General features: G+C 44.8%; 3 protein-coding genes. All 3 read right to left on the bottom strand.

Features of this window, described 5'->3' with window-relative positions; genetic code table 11:
- Positions 1-154: 154 nt before the first annotated feature.
- The 3 genes from ACYVRH_RS10950 to ACYVRH_RS10940 are packed head-to-tail and all read right to left on the bottom strand — an operon-like array spanning position 155 to position 4,325.
- Entirely contained in the window at positions 155-2,557 is a 2,403-nt protein-coding gene (locus ACYVRH_RS10950; protein ID WP_461256950.1) for a hypothetical protein, read from the bottom strand.
- 10 nt (positions 2,558-2,567) lie between these two features.
- Positions 2,568-3,953, bottom strand: coding sequence for a hypothetical protein (locus ACYVRH_RS10945; protein ID WP_461256949.1), 1,386 nt, complete (start codon positions 3,951-3,953; stop codon positions 2,568-2,570).
- Positions 3,954-3,968: 15 nt separating this feature from the next.
- Entirely contained in the window at positions 3,969-4,325 is a 357-nt protein-coding gene (locus ACYVRH_RS10940) for a hypothetical protein (RefSeq protein WP_461256948.1), read from the bottom strand.
- Between the last annotated feature and the right edge of the window lie 152 nt (positions 4,326-4,477).

Below are 4,477 nucleotides of genomic sequence, written 5' to 3'. Positions count from 1 at the left end.
AAGCAAGGCTGACTTTAGGCAACCGACAGTGCGCAGAACACAAAGGTACAAAGATCACAAAGAGGGGGAAGACATATTGTGCCATCCCTCCCCTTGCGTAACACATAAGACATGGTACGCCGCGAAAAAGCGATAACGGCTCTATGCCTATCCGTCACGATGGCGGCGTTGAGGAGGTAGTGAACCCAATCCGGTACGTGCCGCTGTAGAAATTGTAAGGTTGTACCCTTATATAGTACTCCTGACCAACTGCTACCGTCCGTGAAATATATCTTGTACCAGATAAAGTGCTCTCGCTTCCAACCGCAACGCCGTTTGAGTCATACACCTGAACATACAGATTAGTCAGCGTGCCAGGACTGACATGTATATACTGTGTGTCTGCGGTTGCAGTGAACTTGAACCACTGCCTATCAGAATACCTGGGAAGATTGCCGTCTGCCCATGTGTTGGCAGAAAGCATAGTTATTATATTGTCCAGCGGAATAACGGACTCATTAAACCCAATCCTGTACGTGCCGCTGTAAGAAGAACTGGAAGTCCATACCCTTATATAGTATTCCTGCCCTACCGCTACCGTCCGGGAAATACTACCGTTACCTAAACTAGCCTCGCCTCCAACTGTAGCGCCAATTGAGTCATACACCTGAACATACATTTGAGTCAGCGTGCCGGAACTGACGTGTATGTACTGCATGCTTGCAGTAGCGGTGAACTTGAACCACTGTTCACCAGGAGATGTGAGAATATTGCCGTCTGCCCATGTATTGGCAGTAAGCATAGTTATTATTGTATCGTCCAGCGGAATAACGGACTCATTAAACCCAATCCTGTACGTGCCGCTGTAAAAAGAACTGGAAGTCCATACCCTTATATAGTATTCCTGACCTACCGCTACCGTCCGGGAAACACATCTTCTATTTATATTTATATAGCTCTCGTAATCAACCGCAACGCCGCTTGAGTCATACACCTGAACATACATATAAGTCAGCGTGCCGAAACTGACATGTATGTACTGCGTGCTTGCGGTAGCGGTGAACTTGAACCACTGCTCATCAGACGATGTGGGAATGGCGCCGTCTGCCCAAGTATTGGCATTAAGTTGAATGGCAGTTATGCCGGGCGGGACTCCTCCGGTATTGAACGCAATCCTGTACGTGCCGTTGTTAGAATAACTGTAAGGCCATACCCTTATATAGTACTCCTGCCCTACAGTTAATGTCCGGGAAACATATCTTGTATGGCTATATAAATTAGTCTCGCTTCCAATCGCAACGCCGCTTGAGTCATACACCTGAACATACAGAGTAGTCAGCGTGCCGGGACTGAAATGTATGTACTGCGTATCTGCGGTCGCGGTGAACTTGAACCACTGTTCACCAGAAGATGTGGGAATATTGCCGTCTGCCCAAGTATTGGCATTAAGAGTTGTAGAAAGTGAACTAAAAGTAGAAAGTGAACTAAAATTGGGAGATGCAGAAGTCGTATTAAACGCAATCCGGTACGTGCCGTTGTAAGAAGAACTGTAAGGTAGTACCCTTATATAGTACTCATCCCCTAAAGTTAGCGTCCGGGAAACATATCTTGTATAAGAGTTGTTGATATATATAGCATCGTCTCCAACCGCAACGCCGCTTGAGTCATACACAAAAGCATACAAACTACTCAGCGTGCGTGGACTGAAAAGTATGTACTGCGTGTTTGCGGTTGCGGTAAACTTGAACCATTGATCGCCGTTCACTGAAAGATTGCCGTCTGCCCATGTGTTGTCGGTAAGCTGGATTGCGGTGGAGGGTAATGGTATGGCAGGTGGCATTGTGGACTCATTAAACGCAATCCGGTACGTGCCGCTATTACTGGAATAGCCTGACGTTACACTTATATAATAAACCTGTCCTTTTGTTACAGATAGTGAAACGCATCTGGTTCTGACATCTAAAATCCTCCTGTCTTCAACCGTATTGCCGCTTGAGTCATATAACCGGAAGACGACATACGTCAGCGTACCGAAATCAACGTGTATGTATTGCGTATCTGCTGTTGCGGTAAACTCGAACCACTGCTCGCCTTCTTCGGAAAGATTGCCGTCTGCCCATGTGTTGGCGGTAAGCGTTGTAGAAAGTGAACTAAAATTGGGAGGTGCAGAAGTCGCAGTAAACGCAATCTGGTACGTGCCGCCATCATCGGAATAGCCCGGTGTTACCTTTATATAGTACACCTGTCCGCTTGTTACCGGATAGTATTTGTCATATCTGTATTTGACCTCGACCTTATTGCCGGTCGAGTCATATACAACATAGTCCAGACTAGTCAACGTGCCGTAACTGACGTGTATGTACTGCGTATCTGCGGTTGCGGTAAACTTGAACCACTGCACGCCATTTTCCGAAAGCTTGCCATCTGCCCATGTGTCGGCGGTAAGCGTTGTAGAAAGAGAGCTAACATTGGCCTTAAACGCCTTTTGCCAGGGCGTACCATCTTCAAGATCACAGGCAGATATAAAAATTGCCATGCCGATTAAAACGGCTAAACTAATTAAAAAATTCTTTCGCATAATAAAACTCCTATTTAAACCTGTACACATACCCAAACGATATCTTATTAATCCAAAAATAATCGTTAATAAAACTGGGATGAAAGCTCGTCGAAAGGGTGTAGGAAATATCAAATCCAAATATGTTAAAACCGGTAAAAAAATTCATACTCATGTCTGTAGAGGCAGCCCAAACCGAACCTACATCTTCAAACGTGTAATTTGCAATCATTTTGCCAAGACCTAAACCAATGTACCAGCCCCCCCCAATTCCTTTCACGCTGTGCAGAGGAAACGGCACAAACAATGCGTAATTGACAAAGGGGTACAGGTAAGAAACTTCAAAAGAAACCCATCTCTCATCAATCCCCCCCCCATCATAATACCGCTCCCCATCATAATATTTAGCAGTATGTTCCCAGCCTATGTCCATGCCTAGTTCAAAAAAAGAGTATGTAGACGGGGCAAGCGTACCATGTACCGTAGTAATAAAATAATCTTTTTCACCGTGATAATAACTCGTCTCATACCCCCCTATGCCTATCGAAACGCCAAGCGTATTCAACTTTGCGTTTTGTTCTTTAGCCGACGGAAACACCGCCGTAACAACGCCGGAATTTTCGCTGTTAGTTGCCTTTGCCCCCGCTACTTTAAAGAAGTTAGCCCTTACCCCTTCAAATGTGTAACCGGTTTTTGCAGTCAGCGTAATAGTCGCGGTGTACTGAGTAGCTGAGGCGAAAGTTCCCGATACCTCCGGTGACCATGTTACGGTTCCTATGTACTGCGCCGTTTCGATATCCGTTACCGGGGTTTTTCCGAATTCAGGAACAGTAACGCCCGTTATATTGGAATTGATATTGATATTGGAACTGATACTTGGTTTTTGCTTGGAAGCCGAAGTCGTAGCCGAAACCGCAGACGGCTGTGAATTGATGTTCAAAAGTGACGCAAGTTGCGTGTCGCCGCGCGGATTTAAAGAAGCCTGATACCGGGATTTAATTTCAGCGTCCATGTTCACCGCGTTAAAAACGATGTCATATAAGCTGTCGTTTTTCTTTATTGAGCCTGTTATAAGATATTGCACTTCAAGCAATTTCCCAATGCTCTTGACTGATTCAATGTTTAGTTCGCCCGCAGTATTAAGCTCGCCCTGGATAGTTTGAAACTGGCTTACATTAGGCTGAACCGGCATAACGCTACGGCCTCGTAATAATGCGCCATGCAATTCGCTTACTGCGTACTCATTAAGATTTTTTGAATCTGAGTTGAAATTAATAACCGCGACCGAAGCTCCGGCAGGTAATTCTCTGCTTATTGTTATCGCGGCGGTTAATATTGCCTCGTCAAGCGTTTGTGCGTAAAGAACTGCTCCACATATCGCGATCCCTAAGAAAGCCATTATAAATTTTCTTTTCATTTACATTCCCCGCCGTTATTTAACATATTTAATGGCGGTACCGCGCATAGTGTACGTAGTAACCGTATCCGCCGATTGCTTACTCCAAAAGAAAAGTGATATTGTTGTTATCGTTACTACTGTTTTTTGATCGACCATAATATCGATCACATAGTCACAATCAGGGTATAGCCTTCTTGCCGCTCTGAGCATTTCGTTGTAACCGATACTATCGCTGCTCTCATACCGAACCTCGCCCAGAATTACAAACTTTGTGCTTTCGTTGTTTGTATACATGAGCGGAACCGTGCTGGCAACTACTTTTGTGCTGGTACACCCCAGAACCGTAAAAAGAAACGCGCACAACAGTCCCCAATAAAAAACATTCCTCATAAAATCCTCCAATGTCCTTATATTTTCCAGCCTACAAGGCCGCTTTCTAACTTTTCAGCCGTTTATAAAAAACGCCATAATCGGTTCTATTACTCCTTTTTTGAGAAAAAAATGTTGTTGTTTGGAAAGTCTACTTTTGAAACTAACGGGGG

The sequence above is a fragment of the Treponema sp. R80B11-R83G3 genome (assembly GCF_054786115.1).
Note: the sequence above shows the minus strand (reverse complement) of the source record. Positions and strands in the feature narration are given on the sequence as shown.

Bases quoted from the DNA above. Each gene is read 5' to 3' on its own strand.
- ACYVRH_RS10950 (WP_461256950.1), bottom strand. From the start codon at position 2,557: ATGCGAAAGAATTTTTTAATTAGTTTAGCCGTTTTAATCGGCATGGCA.
- ACYVRH_RS10945 (WP_461256949.1), bottom strand. From the start codon at position 3,953: ATGAAAAGAAAATTTATAATGGCTTTCTTAGGGATCGCGATATGTGGA.
- ACYVRH_RS10940 (WP_461256948.1), bottom strand. From the start codon at position 4,325: ATGAGGAATGTTTTTTATTGGGGACTGTTGTGCGCGTTTCTTTTTACG.